Here is a 23,306-nt window from a genome sequence, read left to right as displayed (position 1 = left end):
GGCCGTGACTCGCGCCGCTCATCGGGCGCTCCGCCGGGCCGCCCGTCGGGCCATCCGCGCCGCGAGCCGATCCCCGCCGACGCTCGTGGCCACCCCACCCCGCCGGGCCGGGTCGCCGCCCACCGTGGACCTCTCGGCAGCAGCCGCGCTTCCGTCCACTGCAGCCCTGTCGGCAGCCGCCGGGTCCACCGCAGACCGGTCGGCGCCAGCCGCGGTCTCGTCCACTGTGGACGCCCCAGCGATGTCACGGCGAGCCGTGGCGATCCGGGCGGCGAGTGCGGTGACCGTCGGATACTCGAACAGGTCGAGCAGCGGCAGCCGCACCGACAGGTCGCGTTCCAGGCGGCGTTGCACTCCGGCCAGCGCCAGCGAATGGCCGCCCAGGTCGAAGAAGTTGCGATCGAGGCGCACCGACGGCACCCCCAGCTCCGCGCACCACGCGGCGGCCACGGCGCGCACCAGCGGATCGTCCGGCAGCGCAGCGGTCGCGGTGACGACCGGCGCCGCGGGCAACGCGGCGACGTCCACCTTGCCGGTCGGGGTGGTCGGCAGCTGGTCGAGCACCACCACCGCCCGCGGCACCAGGTAGTGCGGCAGCCGTTCCGACAGCCGCGCCAGCAACCCGCCCGCATCGAGCCCGGTCGCCCCGGCGGCGTAGCAGATCAGCTCCCGCTCCGGCGGCAGGGCACCGGCGGCGGTCCGGTCGCGGGCCACGGCGACGGCCTGGCGGACGCCGGGCAGCCCGGCCAGTACCGCCTCGATCTCGCCCAGTTCGACCCGGTAGCCACGGATCTTCACCTGGCGGTCGACCCGGCCCAGGTGCACCAGGCGGCCGTCGGGCAGCCGCCGAGCCAGGTCGCCGGTGCGGTAGGTGCGCGCCTCGCCGACGGCGGGGAACGGCCGCCCGACGTACCCGAGCGCGAGGTGCCGGCTATGTACCACGATCTCGCCGACCAGCGCGGCCGGCGCGCCCTCCGGCGTGCACAGCGTCACGTCGATGCCGGGCAGCGGATGCCCGACCGGTACGACTCCGCCGGTGGGCGGCGCGGTCAGGTGATCCTGCGCGATGAAGCTGATCTCGGTCGCGCCGTACCCGTTGACGAACACGCCGTCCGGCGCGAAGTGCCGCCAGTAGGCTTCCGCGTCGGCGGCGTGCACCACCTCGCCGCCCAGCAGTACCACCCGGATCGCCGGCAGCCGCCCGCCCTCCAGCGCCGCGACCAGGTGCCGGTACACCGTCGGCGTCGAGTGGTAGATGCTGACCTTGCGGTCCCGCAACGCTTCCACCAGGTGCAGCAGCCCGTGGGTGCGGATGTCCACCGGCACCGCAGCCGAGCCGGACAGCAGCGCCGAGAACAGGTCGGTGATCGCCATGTCGAAGCTGAACGAGCTGAGCACCGCGACCCGGTCGTCCGGATCGATGCGGGCGTTGTCGATATGGTTGCCGGCAGCGAACAGCACGTTGCGGTGGCTCTGCACGACGCCCTTGGGCAGCCCGGTCGACCCGGACGTGTACAGCACGTACGCCTCGGCGTCCAGGTCGGTGTCCGGCACGGGCAACGGCGCGGCAGGCACCGCGGACACGTCGACCACGCGCGGCGCGCCCAGTTCCGCGGCGAGCCGGCGGGTACGCGAATCGACCAGGACGGTGTGCACGCCGGAGTCGCGCAGCAGGTGCGCCAGCCGAGCCGGCGGGTACGACGGGTCGGCCGGCACGTAGGCGGCGCCCGCGGCGAGCGTGCCGAGAATCGCCGCTACGACACCGGTGCCGTGCCCGAGCAGGACCGCGACCCGGCCACCCGCCGGGGATTCGGCGCCGATCGCGCGCGCGACGCCGCCGGCCGCGGCGGCCAGCTCGGCGTAGCTGAGGCTGCCGTCGTCGGCCAGCACGGCGGGCCGATCGGGCTGCGTCGCGGCCAGCTCAGCGAACCGGCCGAGCACGGTGCCGGTGCGCCGCGCCGGGCGCCACGCGGTCGAGGGCCGGTGCCGGGCACCGAGTTCGGGTGGTTGCGGGCACTCGATCGTCATCCGGTCCGGCAACCCGCCGGTTCGCAGCGTGGCGGCGAGGTCGGCGGCCAGGCACTCGGCGAGCTCGTCGTCGACCACCTGCCGGTCGTGGCCGAGCCAGATCCGGTTCCCGGCCACCACCACGACCAGATCGCAGGGATACCAGCCGTTGGCCAGGACCAGCTCGGCCACGTCGTCGGAGAACTCCGGCAGCACCGCGTCGCCGGCCACCAGCCAGATCGAGGCCGCGGCGGGCGCCTGCCGGTACGGCATGCCGTCGGGCACCGGGGTCGGCTCGGCGGCGGGCTCGTCGTCCTCGGCGCCGGTCAGCACCAGCCGCAGACCGGCCGCACCGGCGACCGCCCGGGCGATCGGGAACCCGACGGTACCGGTGTAGCGCGTCAGCACCGCGCGCAGCGCGGAGTGCACCTGCCGCGGCGAGCCCGGGTCGTCGACCGGCACGGCGCACCAGCCGTCGACGCCGTACCGTGCCTCGACGACCCGCCCCGGCGCCAGCTCCGCCGGCACCCAGTCGGGCCGGGCCGCGGGCGCCACCGGATCGGGCCCGGTCGGGATCGGGGGCCGGTGTGGCCGGCCGAGGAGGTCGGCCCAGGCCGCGGCGAGCAACCGGTGGTCGAATCCGGCGTCGACCTCGACGGTGAGCCGCTTCGCGCCGGGACCGGCCGGCCACCCGGGATGCGCCTCGCTCCAGGCGATCCGCCACCCGGGATGCGCCTCGCGCCACGCCGGCAGTCGGGCTGCCACCCGGTCGACGTCGACGGTTGCGGTGCGCCGCAACGCATCCGGCGGCGCCGACGGGTAGCGGGAGCCGATCGTGGTCACGAGGTGCCCAGCAGGACCTTGGCGATGTCGGCCACGCTGCGCACCGGCACCGTGTCGGCCGCGGCGAGTGGTGGATAGTCGTCGACGGTGTAGCTGCCGGAGGCGTGTACGACGAGGTCGGTCCCGTCCGGCACGAGCCTGCGCTGCACCGCGTTCAGCACGCCGGTCAGCGCCATCACGAGGGAGAACTCCCGCAACCGGCGGGGGTCGGCGGGCACCGGCCGGTCGGTCGCGGCCAGCAGCTCGCGGATCTGCGGGTAACGCTGCAGGCACTCGTACAGCGAGACGACGACGCCGTCGCCGCCGTACCGGGCGATCAGCTCGTTCATCGCCGGCGAGGTGGCCGGCGCGTGCGAGTAGAACGTCGGGTCCAGCACCTCGTCCGGATCGAACGTGGCGGCCGGGAAGTGCGGATCGGCCTCCTGCCGGTACAGCCCGCCGCCGTAGCGGTAGGTGGGCAGCAGGCTGCGGTCGAACCCGCCGCGGCGCAGGCTGAGCACCATGTCCGGAGTGTCGAGATGCTGTACCAGCAGGAACCCGGGCCGTTGCGCCGCTTCGGCCATGCCGCGCTCCTCCAGCACGTCGCGGCCCAGGTTGTAGCCGAGCAGCCCGAACGCGCTGGACACCGCGTGGGCGTGCCAGCGTGGCGCGGCACCGACGGTGGGCGCCACGTCGTGCTCGAAGAACGCCCGCGCCGCGTCCGCGACCAGATAGTTACGAAGTTCCAGGGAAAACCACAGATGTGCGCCGATCTTGCCCGCGTACCGGTCGGCGAACTCGCGCGCCAGCGCCTTGACGCCCTCCGGACTCTCCCCGTCGTACAGGAAGATCGGGTGACGGCGCGGATCCAGCGCGACGTCGCCGGTGGACAGGCCGCCGCGCAGCTTGGGCAGGCAGCTGGCCGGTGCCACGATCGCGACCCGCAGCTGATCCGGAGTGACCAGGCCGCAGCGGATCGCCCGCTGCACCGCGTCGCGCAGCGCGGTGCCCTTGTTCGCTGAGGTCGGCGTGAAGATCAGCACCGGCTCGCCGGTCTGCCGGATGAACTCCACGGCCCGCGCCACGATCAGCAACGAGGCCAGCGTCTTGGTCGTGCGGGTGCCGGGGGCGCGGGTCAGATCCAGCAGCTGCAACCGGTGCGAGTCGTGCTCGCCCAGCTGCCACCAACACGCGGTCGCCACCGAGAAGAACTCGCGCAGCCCGTCGTCGAGTTCCGGGAACCGGAATCCGGGCGAGAACGCAACCGGGTCGGTGACCGGCGACGGGTCGTGCACCCGGGCGGCCACCACCTCGGGCAGCCGGTCGTAGTAGTCGAGGATCAGGTTCGCGGTCGGCGGGTGCGACATCGTTGGCGTCTCCCGTGCATGCAGGCCGGTGGATCGTACGGCGGAGCGGAAACGACGAGCCTCAGGCGCTCGGCACCGGGTCGACGATCCGGTTGGCGGCGTTCACATGCACGATGCGCGGCTCGACCTTCTCGCCGTCGGCGACGATGCCGTAGGCGATGATGATGATCAGGTCGCCGGGCTGGATGAGCCGGGCCGCGGCGCCGTTCATGCCGATCTCGCCGGAGCCGGCGGCGCCCTCGATCACGTAGGTTTCCAGCCGCGCACCGTTGTTGATGTCCACGACGTGCACCAGCTCGTTCGGCGCCAGGTCGGCCGCCTCCATCAGCTCGGCGTCCACGGTGATCGATCCGACGTAGTGCAGGTCGGCCCGGGTGACGGTGGCTCGATGGATCTTGGCTCGCAGCATCGTCCGGAACATGCGCCAGTTCACTCCCCGTCGAAAGGTGATGGCGCAGCGCAGACCGGCATCCGTATCGCCGGAATGATGCGGCACCCGTCGGTCGGACCGAGTCGCTAGGAAGAGGTCGCGATGACCTCGGTATCGGTCATCGTGGGTCTCGCGGTGACCTGCGGCGATCGTAAGTACGGTCTGAGACAGTGGCAACCCCTGTCAGCAGATCAGGCGCAAACCCCTGGAACATAACGGATTTAGGCCGTTTTGGCCTTGCGCCGGTCGGCTATCGTCTGCATGCCCGGTAGCGGTGCGGTTGGACTGACGTACTCCGACGACACGACTGGAGGAGTTGGCATGACCAACAAGTTGCACAGCGTGGTGCACAACGACCAAGGTCAGTACTCAACCTGGCCGACCGACCGCGAGCCGCCGTCCGGATGGCACCGGTCGGGTGTCACCGGATCGCTGGACGACTGCCTGGACCACATCGAGAAGGTCTGGACCGACCTGCGGCCGGCCAGCCTGCGGGCGGCGACCGAGCAGGCCGGTGACCGTGGCTGACCCGTTCGTCACGGCGGCGTCGTACGCGCAGGAGCGGGTCTGGCTGGCCAACCAGCTCGACCCGGAATCCCCGGTGTACCACGTGATCGCGCCGCTGCCGCTGCCCGCCGACGCGGGTACCGCCGCCATCGTCACGGCGCTGCGCGGGCTGGCCGACCGGCACGAGCCGCTGCGCACCGCGCTCCGGCTGACCACCGACGGCCTGGTACAGGAGATCGCGCCGAGCGTGCCGGTCGACTGCCCGACGCTGTCCATCGGCCCGGACGAGGACGCCTTCACCGACGCGGTCCGCAGCCTGGTCGCCCGCCCGATGCCGATCGACACCGCACCGCTGTGGCACGCCACCGTGCTCGACCGCGGCGAGCGCGGCCGGCTGCTGCTGCTGGTCGTGCACCACGCCGTGTTCGACGCCGGCTCGCTCGCCATCCTGCGCACCGACCTCACCGAGCTGCTCGTCGCGGCCACGGCCGGCCGCCCGCCGGTGCTGCCGGAGCTGGCCATCCAGTACGCGGACTGGGCGGCGTGGCAGCGTGAGCAGGTCACCGGCGACTCGGGCCCGGTCGGCTACTGGCTCGACCGGCTCGCCGGCCTTCCCGCCGTGCACGAGCTGCCCACCGACCGGCCCCGACCGCAACACGCCTCGTTCGTCGGCGCCGAGCACCGGTTCGCGTTGACCGCCGGCGTCACCGGGCGGCTCGCCGACACCGCCCGGGCGCTGTCGGCGACCGAGGCGATGGTGCTGCTGGCCGGCTACATCGCGCTTCTGGCCCGGCTTTCCGGCCGCACCGACATCGTCGTCGGGCTGCCCGTCGACGGCCGGGACCGGCCCGAACTCGCCCCGCTGATCGGAATGTTCGTCAACCCCGTGGTGATCCGCGTCGACACCGGCGGCGACCCCAGCTTCGCCGAACTGGTCGGCCGGGTGCGTGAGGCCGTGCTCGGCGCGCACGAGCACGCCGACGTGCCGGTACAGCTGCTGGTCGACCGGCTCGGGCTGGACCGCGACCCGGCGGTGCGCCCGCTGTACCAGCTGTCGTTCAACCACCTGCCGCACTCCGGCCTGGACGCCAGCTACGGCACCGCCCGCGACGACCTGCTGCTGGAGCTCGCCACCTCGACCGGCCGGATCGAGTACCGCACCGACCTGTTCGACGCCGCCACCATCGCCGCGTTCGCCGACCGGTACCAGCGGCTGCTCGCCGCCGGACTGGCCGCGCCGCAGCAGCGCATCGGCGCGCTGCCGTTGCTCACCGACGAGGAGCTCGCCGCGGCCACCGCCGCCCCGGTGCCGGTGCCCTACCCCGAGGCCACTCTCGACGAGCTGATCGGCGCGCAGGTACGGCGCAGTCCCGAGGCGACCGCCGTGGTCGCCGAGAGCGGTGAGCTGAGCTACGAGCTGCTGTGGCAGCGGGCCGGCGCGCTCGCCGCCGAGCTCACCGAGGCCGGCGTCGGGCCGGGCGTCCCGGTCGCGGTCTGCGCCGACCGCGGACCGAACCTGCTGGTCGCGCTGCTCGCGGTGCTGCGCGCCGGTGGCCACTACCTGCCCGTGGACCCGGGCTATCCGGCCGACCGGGTCCGGTTGATGCTCGACGACGCCGCCGCGCCGGTGCTGCTGGCCGACCGTGCCCGGCTCGACGGGCTGCCGGCCACCGACGCCAGGATCCGCTGCCTGGACGATCCGATCGCCGGGGGCGACCCCGCGCATCCCGGCGCCGGCGCCGGATCGCAGGCCGATGCGGGAGACACCGGCGTCGGATCGCACGCCGATGTGGGCGCGACAAATGCCGGATCGGGCCGGGACCCGGGCGACGCCGCGTACCTGATCTACACCTCCGGCTCGACCGGCCGGCCCAAGGGGGTGCTGACCAGCCATCGCGCCATCGTCAACCGGCTTTGCTGGATGCAGCGCCGGTTCGCCATCGGCGCGGACGACGCCGTCCTGCAGAAGACGCCGATCAGCTTCGACGTGTCGGTGTGGGAGCTGTTCTGGCCGCTGCTGACCGGGGCGCGGGTGGTGTTCGCCCGGCCCGGTGGGCACCGCGATCCGGCCTACCTGTCCGAACTGGTCGACCGCGCCGGGGTGACCACCGCGCACTTCGTCCCGTCGATGCTCGGCCCGTTCCTCGACGCACTCTCGGCGGACGCCGGCCCGGAAGCACCGCCGGCCCTCACCGCCCCAGGCGGATTGCCGGCCCGTGCCGCCCCCGGCGGATTACCGGTCGGCGCCGGCGAGAGGGTGCCGACGGTCCGGCCGGGCCACACCCTGCGGCGCATCGTCACCAGCGGCGAGGAGCTGCCGGTGGCGCTGGCCCGGCGCTGCGTGGCGATGCTGCCCGCCGCGCTGCACAACCTGTACGGCCCGACCGAGGCCGCGGTGGACGTCACCGCCTGGCACTGCGCACCCGACGCGCTCGCCGACCTGGCCGCGGTCCCGCTCGGCACGCCGATCGACAACGTCGCGGTGTACGTGCTCGACGAGCAGCTCCGGCCGGTACCTCCGGGCACGGTGGGCGAGATCTGCCTCGGTGGCGTCGCGCCGGCGATCGGCTACCTGCACCGCCCGGCCGCGACCGCGGCCAGCTTCGTGCCCGACCCGTACGGGCCGCCCGGCTCCCGGCTCTACCGCACCGGCGATCTGGGTCGGTGGCGTCCGGACGGCGGCGTGCTGGAGTTCCGCGGCCGCCGCGACGGCCAGGTCAAGATCCGCGGCCAGCGGATCGAGCTCGGCGAGGTGGAGGCGGCGTTGCGGGCCGCGCCCGGGGTGCGGGCCGCGGCCGCCGATCTGCGCCGGGACGCGACCGGCGAGCAGATCCTGGTCGGCTGGGTGGTCGGTACCCCGCCGGACCGGGCCACGCTGCGCGCGACGCTGCCCGAGGCCGCGGTGCCGGCCGTGCTCAGCACCGTCGACCGGTTGCCGGTCTCGCCCAGCGGCAAGCTCGACCGGGCCGCGCTGCCCACCCCGACCGGCCCGGCCGGTACCGGCGACGCGCGCTACCGCAGCACCGACGAGGAGGCGGTCGCCGGCATCTGGTCCCAGGTACTCGGGGTGGCCGCGATCGGCCCCGACGACGACTTCTTCGCGCTGGGCGGCCACTCGCTGCGGGCCGCCGCGATCCTGGCCCGTATCCGCGCCGTGCTCAGCGTCGAGGTGACGCTCGGCGCGATGTTCGCCGAGCCGACCGTTGCCGGACTGGCCCGCGCGGTGGCCGCCGCCCGCGCCGGCGCCGGCACGATCGCGGTGCCGCACACCGACGAGCTCGGTGAGCTGCCGCTGTCGGCCGGTCAGCAGCGGCTGTGGTTCCTGCACCAGCTCGACCCGGCCGACCCGGCGTACAACGTGCCGATCGTGCGGCGGCTGCACGGCCCGCTCGACCGCGACGCGCTGCGTCGCGCGCTGGACACCGTGGTGGCCCGGCACGCCTCGCTGCGCACCCGGTTCGTCGACCACGACGGGCAGGGCCGGCAGGTGGTGGCGGCGCCGGCGGCGGTCGGCTGGGAGCACCTGGACTGCCGCGACCAGGCCGACCCCGGCGGCGCCGCCGCGGCTGCGGTGGCCGACCGGCTGCGGCGCCCGTTCGACCTGACCGCCGGGCCGTTGCTGCGGCCCACGCTGATCGCGGTCGCCGCCGACGAGCACGTGCTGTGCATGGTGCTGCACCACATCGTCGCCGACGGCTGGTCGATGACGGTACTGCTGGACGAGCTGGCCGCCGCCTACTCCGGCCGCGCGCTGCCGGCGTTGCCGCATCACTACGGCGACCACGTCGCCTGGCAGCAGGCGGTACTGACCGGGCCCGACGCCGAGGCGTCGCTGGCGCACTGGCGCGATTCGCTGGCCGATCCGCCGACCCTGGAGCTGCCGACCGACCGGCCCCGGCCGGCCGTGCGCGGCTCGGCCGGCGGCCGGGTGGTGCGCGACCTCGACCCGCAGCTGACCGACCGGCTCGCCGCGCTGGCCGCGGCCGAGCAGAGCACCATGTTCATGCTGCTGCTGGCCGCCTACCAGGTGCTGCTCGGCCGGCACGCCGGCCAGGACGACGTGCTGGTCGGCGCGCCGATCGCCGGCCGGGACCGGCTGGAGTTCGAACCGCTGATCGGCTACTTCACCAACACCCTGGTGCTGCGCGGTGCATTGTCGGGCGACCCGTCCTTCATCGAGGTGCTGCACCGCACCCGGGCCACCACGCTCGCCGCCTACCAGCACCAGCACGTGCCGTTCGAGACGCTGACCGCGGAGCTCAAGCTGCCGCGCGACACCAGCCGCACCCCGGTGTTCCAGGCGGTGTTCACGTTCCAGAACCAGGGCACCTCGCGGGCCGAGTTCGCCGGGCTGTCCGCCACCTCGTACGACGAGGGCGACCATCCGGCCACCTGCGACCTGACCCTGGAGGCGTGGCGGGAGGCGGGCGGCGGGCTGCACACCCGGTTCACCTTCGCCGCCGAGCTGTTCGACCGGGCCACCATCGACCGGCTCGCCGCCCGGTTCGAGGTGCTGCTGCGTGCCGTGGCCACCGCACCGGACGCCGCACTGTCCACAGTAGACCTTCTGACCGGCGACGAGCGGGAACGGCTCCGCGCGGCCGAACAGGGGCCGGCCCTGGCGCCGTACGAGCTGGTGCCGGCGCGGGTCGCGGCCGTCGCCGCGGAACGGATCGCCATCCGGTACGCCGGTCGCGACGTGCGCTACGCCGAGCTGTTCGGTCAGGCGGACCGGCTGGCGGCCCGGCTCGTCGACGCCGGAGTGCGTCCCGGCGCGGTGGTCGGCGTGCACCTGCCGCCGGGGCCGGACGCGATCGCCGGGATGCTCGCCTGCTGGCGGGCCGGTGCCGGCTACCTCGCACTGGACCCGCACTACCCCGCCGCCCGGCTGGCGTACATGGTCGCCGACAGCGGGGTGCGGCACGTGATCGGCACCACCGACACCTGGCCCGAGCTCACCGTCGTCCGGCCGGACGAGGCGGGTGCCGGGCCACTTCCGGCCGGCAGCGGGCCGGACGAGCTCGCCTACGTCTGCTACACCTCCGGCTCCACCGGCGCGCCCAAGGCGGTCGGGGTGCCGCACCGGGCGCTCGCCGCCCGGGTCGCCTGGATGGCCGAGCACTACGAGATCACCGGCGACGACCGCGTCGTCCAGTTCGCCTCGACCAGCTTCGACACGCACGCCGAGGAGCTGTGGCCGGCCCTGTCGTGCGGCGCCACCACCCTGGTGCCCGACGGGGCCGCCACCGAGCTGCCCGACTACCTGCGCGGTGGGGACGGCGCCACCGCGACGGTGCTGGACCTGCCCACCTCGTACTGGCACGAGCTGGTCGGTACGGACCTGGTCGACTGGCCGGCCGGGCTGCGGCTGCTGATCCTCGGCGGCGACCAGGTCGCTACCGAGGCGCTCGCGGCCTGGCGGCGGCGGGTGGGTGAGCACGTGCGGGTGCTCAACACGTACGGGCCGACCGAGGCGACGATCATCGCCACCGCGGCCGACCTGACCCGCGTCGAGCTGTCGCACCGGCTGCCGATCGGCCGGCCGGTCGGCGACACCCGGGTCGCCGTGCTCGACCCGGCCGGCCGGCGCGTCCCGACCGGTGTCGCCGGCGAGCTGTACCTCGGCGGCGCCGGCATCGCCCGCGGCTACCTCGGCCGGCCCGCGGCGACCGCCGCTGCCTTCGTACCGGCGCCGAACGGCGAGCGCTGGTATCGCACCGGCGACCGGGTCCGCTGGCGCGCCGACGGGCAGCTGGAGTTCCTCGGCCGGTTCGACGAGCAGGTCAAGGTGCGCGGCCACCGGGTCGAGCCGGGCGAGGTCGAGGCGGCGCTGGCGGCCCGCCCGGGTGTCACGCAAGCCGCGGTGCTGGTGCACCGCGACCCGAGCGACCAGCCCTACCTGGTCGGCTACGTCGTCGGTACCGCCGACGCGACGGCGCTGCGGGCCGACCTGGCCACCGTGCTGCCCGCCCACCTGCTGCCGGCCGCGATCGTCCCGCTCGACCGGCTTCCGTTGACCGCCAACGGGAAGCTCGACCGCGCCGCGCTGCCCGCGCCGGACGCGCCGGACACCGGAGACGCGGTGGCGCCGGATGGCGACGCCGAGGAGTTGGTCGCGCAGGTGTGGGCGGAGACGCTCGGTCGCGGTTCGCTCGCCGCCACCGACAACTTCTTCGACCTCGGCGGCCACTCGCTGCTCGCCACCCGCGCGGTGGCCCGGCTCAGCGCCGCGGTCGAGCTGCCGATCCCGATCCGTACCCTGTTCGGCCATCCGACCGTGCGCGGGTTCGCGGCCGAGCTGGAACGGCTGCTGCTCGACGACATCGACGAGCACGCCGACGCCGAGCTGACCGGACCACGATGATGCCGTCGGATCCGTTGCGGCGGCGGGGATCCGGCCGGTGGGGTCGCTGGCCGACGAGCAGGGAGGAGCGCCGATGACCACCGCCAAGCTCCCCGACGCCAAGCGGGCGCTGCTCGCTGACCGGCTGCGCCGGGCCCGTACCGCGCACGCCGAGACGCCCGGCACGATCGAGCGCTGCGCCGACAATGCCGAGCCGATCCTGTCGTACGCGCAGGAACGGCTGTGGTTCATGGACCAGCTGGTGCCCGGCAGTACCGCCTACACCGTCCCGGTGGTGCTGCGGCTGCGCGGCCCGGTGGACGCCGAGGCGATGGCGGCGGCGCTGACCGAGGTGTGCCGGCGGCACGAGACGCTGCGGATGCGCTTTCCCGCCACCGACGACGGCCGGCCCCGCATCGTCGTCGACCCGCCGAAACCGGTACCGCTGCCGACGATTGCGGTGGACGGCGACGAACGCGCGGTGGAGACCGCGGTACGCACCGAGCTGGCGTTCCCGTTCGACCTGACCACCGAGCCGCCGATCCGTGCCTGCCTGGTCCGCATCGCCACCGACGACCACCTGCTGGTGCTCGACGTGCACCACATCGCGATCGACGGCTGGTCGACCGACGTGCTGGTCACCGACCTGCTCCGGGCGTACCGCGCCGGCGAGCCGCTGGCCGAACCGGCGGTGCGGTACCGCGACTTCGCCGCCTGGCAGCGCGCGACGCAGGGCAGCGCACCGGCCCGCCGCGACCTGGACTACTGGCGGCGCGAGCTTGCCACCGTGCCGCCGCTGGAGCTGCCGACCGACCGGCCCCGACCGGCCGAGCAGACCTTCGCCGGCGACACCCACCGGTTCCACGTCGATGCGCCGCTCACCGACGCGATCCGCGAGTTCGCCCGCGGCCACGGCGCGACGCTGTACATGACGCTGCTGGCCGGCTACGCCGCGCTGCTCGGCCGGTACGCCCGGCAGGACGACTTCGCGATCGGCTCCCCGATCGCCGGCCGGACCAGGCCGGAAATCGAGGGCCTGGTCGGGATGTTCACCAACGTGCTGGCGATGCGGATGCGGCTGGCCGACGACCCGACGTTCACCGACCTGGTGGCGCAGGTGCGCGGCACCGCGCTCAACGCGTACGAGCATCAGGACACGCCGTTCGAGCACATCGTCACCGAGCTCAACGTGCCGCGCGACGTCAGCCGGCCACCGGTGTTCTCGGTGACGCTGGCGATGCAGAACTACGCCCGCGCCGGCTCCGCCGCCGAGGCCGAGGGGCACGGCCTGGACGTCGGCTGGTTCACCATGGAACCCGAGTCCACCCGGTTCGACCTGGAGTTGTACGTCTTCGAGGCGGAGTCGGGGCTGGACTGCCTGTTCGTGTACAACACCGACCTGTTCGACGCCGACCGCATCGCCGGCTTCGCCGAGAGGCTGCCGACCCTGCTCGCGGCCGCCCTCGCCGCACCGGACACCCCCGTCTCCCGGTTGGCTCTCGCCGACCCGCAGGCCGAGCTGCCCGCCGCGACCGGCGCCACCGCACCGATCCCGGCCGAGCCACTGCACGCCGCGATCGAGGCGCAGGCCGCCGCCCGCCCGGACGCGTCTGCGCTGGTCACCGACACCGTCACGCTGACCTACCGGCAGTGCAACGAGCAGGCCAACCGGCTGGCGCATCGGTTGCGCGCCACCGGCATCGGGCCTGGCGACGTGGTCGCGGTGTGCGTGGAACGCTCGATCGAGCTGGCGGTCGCCCTGCTCGCCGTGCTCAAGTCCGGCGCCGCCTACCTGCCGCTGGACCCTGGCCATCCGCGCGAGCGGCTGCGCTACCTGCTCGCCGACTCCGGCGCCGGCACCCTGCTCTGCCGCCGCGGGCACGCCAACCTCGCCGCGCGCGACTCGGAGCCGACGCGCGCGCCCGGCGGCGCCGGTGCGGCCGGAACGAAGGACGGGCCCGGCTCGGTGTCAGCGGATGGCGCGATGCCGCTACTGCTCGTCGACGATCCGGAAGCCTGGGCCGACCAGCCGGCCACGAACCCGGAGTGGACCGGTGACCCGAGCACCCCGGCGTACCTGATCTACACGTCCGGCTCCACCGGCAGGCCGAAGGGCGTGCTCAACGCGCACCGCGCGGTGGTCAACCGCCTCGACTGGATGCAGCGCGCGTACCCGATCGGGCCCGACGACGCCGTGCTGCAGAAGACCCCGGCCAGCTTCGACGTGTCGGTCTGGGAGTTCTTCTGGCCGCTGCGCACCGGCGCCCGGCTGGTGCTCGCCGCGCCCGACGGCCACAAGGACCCGGCCTACCTGCGTACCGCGATCGACCGGCACCGGGTCAGCGTCGCGCACTTCGTCCCGTCGATGCTCGCCGCCTACCTCGCCGACGACGCCGCGGCCGGCCCGACCTCGCTGCGCCGGGTGGTGTGCAGCGGCGAGGAACTGCCCGTCGCGGCGGCACGCGGCTTCCTCGCCCGGTACCCCGACACCGCGCTTTCCAACCTGTACGGCCCGACCGAGGCCGCGATCGACGTGCTCGCCGCCGACTGCACCACCGAGTCGCTCGCCGGACGCTCCCGGGTCCCCCTCGGTACCCCGATCGACAACGTCACCGTGCACGTGCTCGACCCGACCGGCGCACCCTGCCCGGCCGGCCTGCCCGGCGAGCTGTACCTCGGCGGCGCCGCGCCGGCGCTCGGCTACCTCGACCGGCCACGGCTGACCGCGGAGCGGTTCGTGCCCGACCCGTACGGCGCGCCCGGCTCCCGGCTCTACCGCACCGGCGACCTCGGCGTGCGCACCGCGGACGGCGCGATCGAGTTCCTCGGCCGGCTCGACGACCAGGTGAAGCTGCGCGGGCTGCGGATCGAACTCGGCGAGATCGCCGCCGTGCTGCGTGACGCTCCCGGGGTGCGCGACGCCGCGGTGGTGGTGCGCGAGGACCGGCCCGGCGACCAGCGGCTGGTCGGCTACCTCGTCGGCGACGCCGACCCGGCGCAGCTGCGTACCGCGCTGGGCGCGATGCTGCCCGACTACATGGTGCCGGCGACACTGGTTGCCGTCCCGGCGCTGCCGGTCACCGCCAACGGCAAGCTCGACCGGGCCGCGCTGCCCGCACCTGCCGCCTCCAGCCCCGGTGCCGCGTCCGGCCCGCCGGCCACCGACACCGAGCGGGCCGTGCACGACGTGTGGGCCGCGGTGCTCGGTGTCGAGACGATCGGCGTCGAGGACGACTTCTTCGACGTCGGCGGCCACTCCCTGCTCGCCACCCAGGTCGTCGCCCGGCTGCGGACCGCGCTGCCGGACCGGCCCCGCGTCGGCGTGCTGGACGTGTTCAAACACAAGACGATCCGGGCGCTCGCCGCGCTGCTCGACGGCGACACCGACCGGTCGAACCAGCTCCTGCACGAACTGACCCCGGCCGGGCCCGTCACCATCACCTACGTGTGCGTCCCGTACGGCGGCGGCAGCGCCATCGTGTACCAGCCGCTCGCCGACGCACTGCCCGCCGGGCACGCCCTGTACGCGCTCGCGATCCCCGGCCACGACGTCGGCCTGGACCAGGACTCGATGCCGTTCGACGAGCTGGTCGACGCGTGCGTCACCGAGATCCGGGAACGCATCACCGGACCGCTGGTGCTGTACGGGCACTGCGGCGTCGGCGGCGCGCTCACCGTCGCGCTGGCCCGGGCGCTGCACGCCGTTCGCCGGCCGCTGACCGCCGTGTACATCGGCGCGATCTTCCCGTTCGCGCAACCGCGCGGGGTGCTGCGCACGCTGTCGCGCGTCGCCGCGATGGACCGGCTGTCCGCCGACCGCAACCACGAGAACTGGCTCAAGTCGATGGGCGTCAGCATGGACGACCTCGACCCGGACCAGGCCCGCCGCATCATCCGCAACATGCGGCACGACTCGCGCAGCGCCGAGGAGTACTTCACCGGCCTGCTGGACACCGACGGCGAGCTCGCCTCCCTCGGCGCTCCGGTCGTCGCCGTGGTCGGCGACCAGGATCCGGCCACCGAGTTCTTCGCCGAGCGCTACACCGAATGGCAGTTCCTCACCGACACCACCGCCGCGGTCGTGCTCGACCAGGCCGGGCACTTCTTCCTCAAGTACCGCGCCACCGAGCTCGCCGAGATCCTCACCCGGGTGCACCCCGCGATCGAGGCCGGCGCCACCGCACCGCTCGCCCAGCCGGCCCGCGGCCCCGCCGACGGCTGGTACCTGGAAGGGGTCGCCAGCCGCGCCGACACCCCACCGGCGCGCCGGGCCGTCAAGCCCGACCTGCGCCGGTTCGTCGCCGTCGCGGCCGGCCAACTCGTCTCGCTGCTCGGGTCGTCGCTGACCAGCTGGGCCATCCCGATCTTCGTGTACCTGGCGACCGGGTCGCTGTCCAAGCTCGGCCTGCTCGGCGTGCTCGGCCTGGTACCGGGTCTGCTGGTGTCGCCGCTGGCCGGCGCCATCGTCGACCGGGTCAACCGCCGGGTGGTGATGCTCGCCGGCGACGGCACCGCGATGGCCATCCAGCTGGCCCTCGGCATCCTGGTGTGGAGCGGTCACCTGCACCTGTGGGCGCTGTACCCGTTGCTGTCCCTGTTGTCGGTCGCCGCGACCTTCCAGCGGCTCGCGTTCTCCGCGGCGCTGCCGCAACTGGTGCCCAAGGCGTACCTCGGGCACGCCACCGGCATCACCCAGCTGGCCACCGGCGTGGCGCAGCTGCTGGTACCGCTGGTCGCCGCCGGGCTGCTCGCCGCGATCCACCTGGGCGGCATCCTCGCCATCGACGTGGTCAGCTACCTCGCCGCGATCGGCGTCGTGCTGGTCGTCCGGTTCCCGGCCACGCTCGGCTGGCGGCGCCGCGAGACGCTGGTCCGCGACATCGCGCACGGCTTCACCTACGTCTGGCACCACCGCGGCTTCCGCGCCATGCTGGCGATGTTCGCGCTGTTCAACCTGTTCCTGGCGGCACCGATGATGCTCATCTCGCCGCTGGTGCTGACGGTCGGCGACATCGGTACCGTCGGGCGCGTCTCGTTCGCCAGCGCGATCGGCGGCATGCTCGGCGCGCTGCTGATGACCGCCTGGGGCGGCCCGTCGAACCGCCGGATGCGCGGCGTGCAGGTCGCCATGCTGCTGCTCGCGGCGAGCTGCGTGGTCACCGCGCTGCGGCCGTCCGCCTGGCTGATCGGCGCCGGCGTCGCCGGGCTCGCGCTGAGCCTCACCGTGGTCAACGGCATCTACCTGACCATCATCCAGGTCAAGGTGCCGCAGCGGTTCCATGGCCGGGTCTTCGCCATCAACCAGCTCGTCGCCTGGTCCACGCTGCCGATCGGGTTCGGCCTGCTGGTGCCCCTCGCGGTACGGCTGGTCGAGCCGCTGATGACCAGGCACGGCGCGCTCGCCGGTTCGGCCGGCCTGCTGCTCGGCACCGGGCCGGGCCGCGGCATCGCCCTGGTGTACCTGCTGGCCGGGGTGGCGATGGCGTTGCTCGCAGGCGGCGCGATGGTGGTGCGGCGGTTGGCCCGGTTCGACGAGCTGGTACCCGATGCGGTGCCTGACGACCTGGTCGGCGCCCAGGAGCGCGACACGGTGGCCGCTCCTTCGGCCCGGGCGGCCGCGTGAGGCACCCGTCGCTCGGCCTCCGCCGGGCCGGCCCGCCGATCCCTGCGTGCGGCGGGTCGTGGTCAGGAACCGTCGGGTACGCCGGCGCCGGGTAGCAGCACGACCTTGCCGTGCGGGCGGCCGGACATGCTGAGCTCGACCGCGGCGCGCCACTCGGCCAGCGGGAAGGTCCGCGCGATCGGGAGGGTGAACTCCCCGTCGGCCGCGAGCGCGGCGTACCGGGGCAGGAACGTGGCGGCGGGAGCCGGCGCGGTGATCTGGTCGAGGTTCACCAGCGCACCCAGCCGCCGCGCCTCGTCGTGGTTGCTGATGGTCATGACGCGGCGCGGATCCCCGGCGATGGCGATGAGCTCGGCGATGGAGCCGGGGTTCGGTGGCGGGGCATCGAACACCAGGTCGACCGGGCCGCCGGCAAGCTCGCGCACCCGGTCGACCATGCCGCTGCCGTACGGCGTGACCTGAGCACCCATCGCGGTGAGCGCCGGGGTGAAGGCGGGTCCGGCGGTGGCGACGACCCGGGCACCGCGGCGCAGGGCGATCTGGACCGCGGCGAACCCGACCATCGCACCCGCGCCGTGGACGAGCAGGGTGGTCCCGGGCTCGACCTGCATCGCGTCGAGGGTCCAGACCGCGCTCTGGAGGGCCATCGGCAGCACGGCGGCCCGGGCCGGATCGAGCCCGTCGGGCACCTGGTACCAGCTGGTCAGGATCGCGACGTCGGCGGCGCCGGCGCTGGGCTGCCCGAGGAAGTCCGCCGTACCGAAGACGAGGTCGCCGAGCGCGACGTCGTCGACGCCGGCGCCCACCGCATCGATCACCCCGGCGACGTCGTAGCCGATGCCGCGCGGCAGGTTTCCGGCCCGGAATCCGCGGCAGAGTTCCCAGTCGGCCGGGTTCAGCCCGACCGCGGCGACGCGGACCCGGACGCGCCCGGGCGCGGGGTCGGCGACCTCGACGCCGTCCTGGCGCAGGACGTCGGCGGGTTCGCCGTACTCGTGAAAGCGCAGTGCGGTGGCGGGGACGGGACTCATGGGGGCTCCTCGCGAGGTACGTAGTGTCAGTCACTGACGCTACCATAATGTCAGTGACCGACTCTACGTACGATGTGACCATGCCCAGAGACGGATCGCCGGCGCGCGCCCGGCTGCGCGCGGCGGCCCTCGAGCTGTACCGCGAGCGCGGCTACGACGAGACCACCACCGCGCAGATCGCCGCACGGGCCGACGTGACCGAGCGCACCTACTTTCGCCACTTCGCCGACAAGCGCGAGGTGCTCTTCGACGGCGAGGCCGAGCTGCGCGCCATCCTCGTCGACGCCATCGCCGCCGCACCGGACGGCCTGGCCCCGCTGCAGGTCGTCGTCCGGGCCTTCGCGGCCGCCGTGCCACTGATCGTGGCCAACCGCGCCGTGGCCCGGCAGCGGGCGGAGGTGATCGCCGTGACCCCCGCCCTGCAGGAACGCGCCCACGCCAAGACGGCGGGCCTCGTCGACGCACTGACCGACGCCCTCGCCGAGCGCGGGATCGCTCGCCCGACCGCGCGGCTGACCGCACAGGTCGGCATGGCGGTCTTCGAGCGCGCCAGCCGTTCCTGGGCCGACGAGCCCGAGCACGACCTGGCCGGCCTGATCGCCCGCGCGGCCGACGAGGTCCGTGCCCTCGGCGGGAGCTGAGGCCCACCAACCCACGCCAACCGGGTCGGTGCGTCGTCGGCTTGCCGGGTCGGCGTCCGCACCCGTTGACGAGCACGGCGCGTCGAACCGTCGTCGACGAGCACGGCGCATCGTGCCGTCGCGGGCTCGGTGACGCATGGGACCGCGTGGGGAAGGCTCGTCTTCCGGGATTTCTCCCACGACGCAGCCCCTAGCGTGAAAGCGGGTCACACCCTCCCGGGACGGCGAGCGGGTGTACCACCGCGAGACGACGCACGCCTGGACGCTGGCGATGCCGTGTGGCGCAGCGGATCTGGACCAGCGAACGACGCGACGAACGGCGCGGTCCGACACGTGTGCTCGAAGGAGCGATCGGAGGCTGCCCTGTGGAGGGGTTCTCGTCCTCGCAGACGCGAGGTGTGGTGTTGGTTTCCAGTCACGGTCCCGGAATCTCGATGTTGCCCGAGGCGGTACGCGACGCGGGATGGGCACCGATGGCGGTACTGGGGCGGGCCGCGGCGCCCGATGTGGTGGCGCGGCTGCGGCCGCAGCTGGAGAAGTTGTGCCAGATCGACGATCCGACCGATCCGCAGGCGCTGGCCGACGCCGCGACCGCGCTGTGCGGCGGTGTCCCGGCGGCCGTCCTGTCGGTACACGACGGCACCATCGTCGCGGCGGCGGCCGCGGCCGCGCTGCTCGGCCTGCCGGCCGCGCCGCCCGACGCGCTGGCCCGGGCGCGACACAAGTACGCGGCACGGCGCGCGCTGGCCGCCGCGGGCCTCGCCGGCCCGCGGTTCGCGCTGCTCGACTCCGCCGAGGCGGCGGCCGCGGTGGCCGAACGGGTCGGGTTGCCGGCGGTGGTGAAGCCGGTCAACGGCAGCGGCAGCAACCTGGTGCGCCGGGTGTCGGACGTCGCCGGCCTGGCCACCGCGTACCGGGAGCTTGCCGCGGCGTCACCCGGCGCGCTGGGTGGCATGTACGACCGGAAGCTGGTCGACCCGGACACCGAGACGCGGCTGGACCCGACCCGGGTGTTCCTGGTCGAGTCGATGCTGACCGGCCGGGAGTACAGCGTCGAGCTGGTGCTGCGCGACGGCGAGCCGGAGCCGGTGCTGGTGCTGGACAAGTTCCTGGTCGACGGGGACCACTTCGAGTGCGGCTTCTGTTGGCCACCACTGGACCTGACCGCCGACCGGGTCACCGCGCTGGCCGGCACCGCGGCGGCCGCGGCGCGGGCGCTCGGGCTCGACCGCACGCTGGCACACGTCGAGCTGTACGACGATCCACGGCTCGGTCCGACCGTCGTCGAGGTCAATGCCGGCCGCGGTGGCGGCCAGCTGATCGGCCCGCTGACCGCGGTGGCGACCGGCGTCGATCCGCGCGCCGAGCTGATCGCGCTCGCCACCGGTGGGCCGCGGCCGCAGCGGGCGGCGCCGACGCTGCCGCCGCCGCTCGCGACGCTGACCGTGTTCGGTGCCGAGTCCGGCCGGCTGGTGGCGATCGAGGGCCTGGACGAGGCGCGCGACCATCCGGACGTGATCAGCACCGTGGTCGCCACCGCCATCGGCGAACACCTCGACCACAGCTACGAGACGTTCCCGATCAACTTCCTGGTCGCCGGGCTGGAGACCCGCGCCGAACTGTCCCAGACCTACCGCGAACTCGCCGACACCATCCACCTCGTCGTCGAGCCGTAGCGCCCCGGCCGGGAGCGTCCGGCGCCGAACCGGGCGCTCCCGGCCGGGCCTGCACGGCTGTACGCGGGCGTTCTCGCTAGGCGCTTCGTGCCGGCTGCCCGCGACAGGTCGACCGAGCGCGAGACGGCGGGCCGGTCAGCCCGGCTGGGCACCAGACCGGCCGTACGGGGGCGGCTCAGCCGTCGCGTGGCGGTCGGGCGCGGAGGGTGCTGCGGAGAGTAGACAGGGCGGTGTACGCGTCGTCGAGGGCGGCGGCCGGGAAGCCGGCACCGAGGTCCTGGGCGTGCTCGGCCAGCGCGGCGGCGATGCGCTGGCCGTACACCACCCGGGAGCCGTCGACCCAGACGCCGTCGCGGCGGCTCCAGTCCTCGTTGAGGGCGACGGCGGTGGCCCGGTCCAGCGCGGGCGGCAGGTCGAGGGCGACACTGCCGCGCCCCAGCCGTACCGGATAGCCGCCCGGCAGCCCCAGCGGTCCGGGCACGCTCGCCGCGTCACCACCCGGCAACCCCGTCGGGCCGGGCACACCCGCCGCATCCCTACCCGGCGACCCCAGCGGTCCGGGCACGCTCGCCGCAGCACCACCGGGCAGCCCCGGCCGGTCGGGCACGCTGTCGGCCGCCGGGCCGGTGCCGAGCAGGCCCAGCAGTACCCGGGCCGAGGCGAGTCCGGTGACCTGGTTGAGCGTCTCCCGTGGGGTGCCGCGCTGACCGGCGAGCCGGGCCGAGACGTCCGGGATCTCCTCGGTACCAACGAATGCCCGCGCCTCGGCGGTCGGGTCGTCCGGCCGGTGCAGGTGCCAGTGGTGCCCGACCACGCGCAGCGGCGCGCCGGCCGGCAGGGTCGCGGCGAGCGAGGCGGCGAGGATGCCGACGTTGCCGACGCCGCACAACGGCGCCGGACCGCGCGCGGCGAGCAGCGGGTTCACCGCATCGGGCAGGCTCGCGTTGATCAGCCAGCCGCCGCGCTCGGCGAGTACCTCGGCGACGCGCGCGGCGATCACCGCCTGGAACGGCAGGGTGACCGCGAACCCGGCGTCCGCCAGCAGATCCGTCCAGGCCGACCGGGCGCGCTGCGGCTCCCACGGCGACTGCGGCGAGGTGATCGAGGCGACGCCGACCGGCCGGTACCGGGTGACCAGCCGGTCCAGCGCCGCCCGGTCGGTGGCGTCGGCGACCTCGACCTGCACGGTCACCGGACGACCGGCGAGCCGCGCGCGGGTGGCGGTCAGGTAGCCGAGCCGGGCGGCCCGGCCCGGGTCGCGGCCGACCAGCACCAGCCGCAGCGGTTCCGGTGCGAGCACGGCGATCGAACCGCACACCTGACCCGCCAGCGAACCGGTACCGAGAACCAGCAACGTGTCAGTCACCCGGTCTCCTCCTCAGCGGCAGGCACGTCGTCGGTCATCGGGCCTTCTCCCGCCGGACCGAGGGTCGGTCATCCGGCCTTCTCTCGCCGCGAGCGAGCGGGTCGCTTCCCCTCGGGCGCGGCGGAGTCACCCGGTCACATACTCGTCGGCCACCGCCAGCGCCTCGTCGACCGCGGCCAGCCCCTCGGCCAGGTCGGACTCGTCGATGATCAGCGGCGGCGCCAGCTGCACCCGGTTGAAGTGGGTGAACGGCCACACCCCGCGCCGCTTGCAGGCCGCGAGCACCCGCACCATCGGCTCCGCGGCCGGGCCGGACGCGTTGTACGGCACCAGCATCCGCCGGCTGTCCCGGTCGGTGACCAGCTCGATCGCCCAGAACAGCCCGCGCCCGCGCACCTCGCCGACCGACGGGTGGGCCGCGGCGATCTTCGCCAGCGCCGGCGCCACGACGGTCTCGCCCAGCTGCCGGGCCCTGGCGGGGATGTCGTCGTCCTCGAAGACCCGGACCGACTCGGCGGCCACCGCACACGCCAGCGGATGCCCGGAGTACGTCAGGCCGCCCGGGTACGCGTGGTCGGCGAAGCTGCCCGCGATCGCCGGTGACAGCAGCACCCCGCCGAGCGGTACGTACCCGGAGTTGACGCCCTTGGCGAAGGTCAGCAGGTCGGGCACGACGTTCCAGGCGTCGACCGCGAACCACTCGCCGACCCGGCCGAACCCGACCATCACCTCGTCGGCGATCAGCAGGATCCCGTACCGGTCGCACAGTTCCCGGACGCCGGCCAGGTAGCCGTCCGGCGGGACCAGCACGCCGTTGGTGCCGACCACCGGCTCCAGCAGGATGGCGGCCACCTGGTCGGGCCCCTCGAAGCAGATCACCTGCTCCAGGTGCTCCAGCGCCCGGTCCCGCTCCTGCGCCTCGGTAGCGGCGTGGAACGCCGAGCGGTAGAGGTACGGGCCGAAGAAGTGCACCACGCCGGGGATGCCGGGCTCGCTGGCCCAGCGCCGCGGCTCGCCGGTGGCGGTGACCGCGCCGGCCGTCGCCCCGTGGTACGAGCGGTACGCGGCGAGGATCTTGTGCCGCCCGCTGTGCAGCCGGGCCAGCCGGATCGCGTTCTCCACCGCCTCGGCGCCGCCGGTGGTGAAGAAGACGGTGTCCAGATCGCCCGGCGCGTGCGCGGCGATCAGCCGCGCCGCCTCGGCCTTGACGTCGGTGGCGTGGTTGGGCGACACCGTGCACAGCCGGTCGGCCTGCCGGTGCACCGCGGCCACCAGCCGCGGATGCTGCAGCCCGAGGTTGGCGTGCACCAGCTGCGAGGCGAAGTCCAGGTAGCTGGTGCCGGTGTCGTCGGTGAACCGGGCGCCGGCACCGCCGGTCACCACGACCGGCTCGATGCGCGCCTGCGCGGCCCACGGGTAGAACACGTGTCGGCGATCGATCTCGCGGCTGGTCCGGTCCACCATGCGCCCTCCCCGAATGCCCGACGGTGCCC

The 23,306-nt window shown here is 74.3% G+C and carries 11 protein-coding genes; 5 read left to right on the top strand and 6 right to left on the bottom strand.

Annotated elements, in window-relative coordinates:
* Nucleotides 1–18: 18 nt before the first annotated feature.
* The 3 genes from Asera_RS12900 to panD all read right to left on the bottom strand — a co-directional run bounded on the left by Asera_RS12900 (nt 19) and on the right by panD (nt 4,617).
* The gene (locus Asera_RS12900) at nt 19–2,850 is read right to left on the bottom strand and encodes a non-ribosomal peptide synthetase (RefSeq protein ID WP_051802089.1); all 2,832 of its coding nucleotides are present in this window, start codon (nt 2,848–2,850) and stop codon (nt 19–21) included.
* Nucleotides 2,847–4,196 carry a DUF6002 family protein gene (locus Asera_RS12895; RefSeq protein WP_030445694.1) on the bottom strand — a complete coding sequence of 450 codons (1,350 nt, stop codon included), beginning with the start codon at nt 4,194–4,196 and terminating at the stop codon, nt 2,847–2,849. The genes Asera_RS12900 and Asera_RS12895 overlap by 4 nt, the downstream gene beginning before the upstream one ends.
* A 61-nt stretch (nt 4,197–4,257) precedes the next feature.
* Nucleotides 4,258–4,617 (bottom strand): aspartate 1-decarboxylase, encoded by a 360-nt coding sequence (gene panD / locus Asera_RS12890; protein WP_051802090.1) that lies wholly within the window; start codon nt 4,615–4,617, stop codon nt 4,258–4,260.
* Nucleotides 4,618–4,947: 330 nt separating this feature from the next.
* On the opposite strand from panD, the gene Asera_RS12885 reads away from it, so the two are divergent.
* The 3 genes from Asera_RS12885 to Asera_RS12875 all read left to right on the top strand — a co-directional run bounded on the left by Asera_RS12885 (nt 4,948) and on the right by Asera_RS12875 (nt 17,099).
* Complete coding sequence (locus Asera_RS12885; RefSeq protein ID WP_030445696.1) at nt 4,948–5,154, top strand: MbtH family protein; 207 nt, start codon at nt 4,948–4,950, stop codon at nt 5,152–5,154.
* On the top strand, nt 5,141–11,497 hold the full coding sequence (locus tag Asera_RS12880; RefSeq protein WP_051802091.1) for a non-ribosomal peptide synthetase: 6,357 nt from the start codon (nt 5,141–5,143) through the stop codon (nt 11,495–11,497). Before Asera_RS12885 ends, Asera_RS12880 begins: the two co-directional genes overlap by 14 nt.
* A gap of 73 nt (nt 11,498–11,570) precedes the next feature.
* Nucleotides 11,571–17,099, top strand: a complete 5,529-nt coding sequence (locus Asera_RS12875; RefSeq protein WP_030445698.1) for a non-ribosomal peptide synthetase/MFS transporter — start codon at nt 11,571–11,573, stop codon at nt 17,097–17,099.
* A gap of 62 nt (nt 17,100–17,161) precedes the next feature.
* On the opposite strand, the gene Asera_RS12870 is transcribed toward Asera_RS12875, so the two are convergent.
* Nucleotides 17,162–18,130 carry an NADP-dependent oxidoreductase gene (locus Asera_RS12870; RefSeq protein ID WP_030445699.1) on the bottom strand — a complete coding sequence of 323 codons (969 nt, stop codon included), beginning with the start codon at nt 18,128–18,130 and terminating at the stop codon, nt 17,162–17,164.
* Between the two features lie 80 nt (nt 18,131–18,210).
* Between Asera_RS12870 and Asera_RS12865 the strand changes: the two genes are divergently transcribed.
* A complete protein-coding gene (locus tag Asera_RS12865; protein WP_030445700.1) occupies nt 18,211–18,771 on the top strand; it encodes a TetR/AcrR family transcriptional regulator in 561 nt (186 codons plus the stop codon).
* A 473-nt stretch (nt 18,772–19,244) separates the two neighbouring features.
* Nucleotides 19,245–20,447, top strand: coding sequence for an ATP-grasp domain-containing protein (locus Asera_RS12860; RefSeq protein WP_169745823.1), 1,203 nt, complete (start codon nt 19,245–19,247; stop codon nt 20,445–20,447).
* 175 nt (nt 20,448–20,622) lie between these two features.
* On the opposite strand, the gene Asera_RS12855 is transcribed toward Asera_RS12860, so the two are convergent.
* Both Asera_RS12855 and Asera_RS12850 read right to left on the bottom strand, forming a co-directional pair.
* Nucleotides 20,623–21,813: a hypothetical protein gene (locus tag Asera_RS12855; protein WP_035296165.1), complete on the bottom strand. Its 1,191-nt coding sequence runs from the start codon at nt 21,811–21,813 to the stop codon at nt 20,623–20,625.
* Between the two features lie 126 nt (nt 21,814–21,939).
* Nucleotides 21,940–23,277, bottom strand: coding sequence for an aspartate aminotransferase family protein (locus Asera_RS12850; protein WP_030445703.1), 1,338 nt, complete (start codon nt 23,275–23,277; stop codon nt 21,940–21,942).
* Nucleotides 23,278–23,306: the final 29 nt, after the last annotated feature.

The organism is Actinocatenispora sera (genome assembly GCF_018324685.1).
In the GTDB taxonomy this organism is placed as follows: Bacteria; Actinomycetota; Actinomycetes; order Mycobacteriales; family Micromonosporaceae; genus Actinocatenispora; species Actinocatenispora sera.
The sequence above is the reverse complement of the archived record's forward strand: the minus strand, read 5'-3'. Positions and strand labels throughout refer to the sequence as shown.

What these genes read in the sequence shown, in the direction of transcription:
- Asera_RS12850 (WP_030445703.1), bottom strand. Translation starts at nt 23,277, where the DNA reads ATGGTGGACCGGACCAGCCGCGAGATCGATCGCCGACACGTGTTCTAC.
- Asera_RS12860 (WP_169745823.1), top strand. Translation starts at nt 19,245, where the DNA reads ATGGCGGTACTGGGGCGGGCCGCGGCGCCCGATGTGGTGGCGCGGCTG.
- Asera_RS12875 (WP_030445698.1), top strand. Translation starts at nt 11,571, where the DNA reads ATGACCACCGCCAAGCTCCCCGACGCCAAGCGGGCGCTGCTCGCTGAC.
- Asera_RS12885 (WP_030445696.1), top strand. Translation starts at nt 4,948, where the DNA reads ATGACCAACAAGTTGCACAGCGTGGTGCACAACGACCAAGGTCAGTAC.
- Asera_RS12870 (WP_030445699.1), bottom strand. Translation starts at nt 18,130, where the DNA reads ATGAGTCCCGTCCCCGCCACCGCACTGCGCTTTCACGAGTACGGCGAA.
- Asera_RS12895 (WP_030445694.1), bottom strand. Translation starts at nt 4,196, where the DNA reads ATGTCGCACCCGCCGACCGCGAACCTGATCCTCGACTACTACGACCGG.
- panD (WP_051802090.1), bottom strand. Translation starts at nt 4,617, where the DNA reads ATGTTCCGGACGATGCTGCGAGCCAAGATCCATCGAGCCACCGTCACC.
- Asera_RS12865 (WP_030445700.1), top strand. Translation starts at nt 18,211, where the DNA reads ATGCCCAGAGACGGATCGCCGGCGCGCGCCCGGCTGCGCGCGGCGGCC.